At 69.7% G+C, this 880-nt stretch carries 1 protein-coding gene; it reads right to left on the reverse strand.

All coding sequences use genetic code 11. The annotated features are described in order from the left end of the window. A partial coding sequence (locus G3446_RS27005; protein WP_164456727.1) for a DDE-type integrase/transposase/recombinase occupies positions 1 to 794 on the reverse strand: 794 nt, incomplete at its 3' end. Between the last annotated feature and the right edge of the window lie 86 nt (positions 795 to 880).

The following is an 880-nucleotide window of genomic DNA, read 5'->3' on the forward strand; positions in this document are numbered from 1 at the left end:
CCCTGGGGCTGATAGGGCCGGGCATGAATGAGGGCGATGCCGAGCTTGGCGCAAACGAGCGCGAGGTGCTTGGAGCGATAGTTGGCCCCGTTGTCGACGAACAGCTTCTGTGGCAGCCCGCGACGCAGGATCGCCTGCTCGAGCACCGGCAGAAAGCTGGCGGTGCTCTCCGACAGGGCAAAGGCGGCGTGGGGAATCACCCGCGTGGCATCGTCGATGAAGGCGATCAGAGAGGTCTTGCGCTTGACCCGCTCGCCGACCACCACGCTCGGGCCATGCATGACATCGCTCATCCACAGCTCACCGGCGTGCTCAAAGGCGAAGCGGCGCCGATCCTGGGTCTCGCCCGCCGTCTTGGCGCGCTCCATCAAGCCATGACGGGCGAGCAGGCGATGCACCGTCGCGGGCGGCAGCGGCAGGTCGGGCGGGACCTCGGGGCGCTGACGCACCGCGCGGATCACCAACTGCACCGACAGCTGCGGGTGGCCCTCCTTGGTGGCGAGCAGCGCCTCCACCACGCTCGGCGGCAGGCGGCGCGCCTGGCCGCGATCGGCGCGCGGCTTCGGCAGCAACGCCTCGAAGCCACCGCGCCGATAGGCCTTGAGCCAATCGCGGATGGTCTCGGCGGCGATGCGGGTGCGGGTGCTGCCGGGAATGGCGTACGCGCGTTCGGCCTTGGCCGCGATGGCCGCATAGAGCCCCTTGGTCGTCTTGGGCCACTGCACAAGCTCGGCAATCACCCCATAGCGAAACAGGGCGATTTCTTGGTGTCGGTCGGTCTGCGGGTCGCTCATGGGCGGGAAGCTCCGGATGACGCAGGCCCATTGCCTGCGCCCGCGACGCTACGCCGCCCACCCTGGCGGGTCCGGCCCCGCCTCCT

It is taken from the genome of Thiorhodococcus minor, assembly GCF_010820565.1.
Taxonomy (GTDB): Bacteria; Pseudomonadota; Gammaproteobacteria; order Chromatiales; family Chromatiaceae; genus Thiorhodococcus; species Thiorhodococcus minor.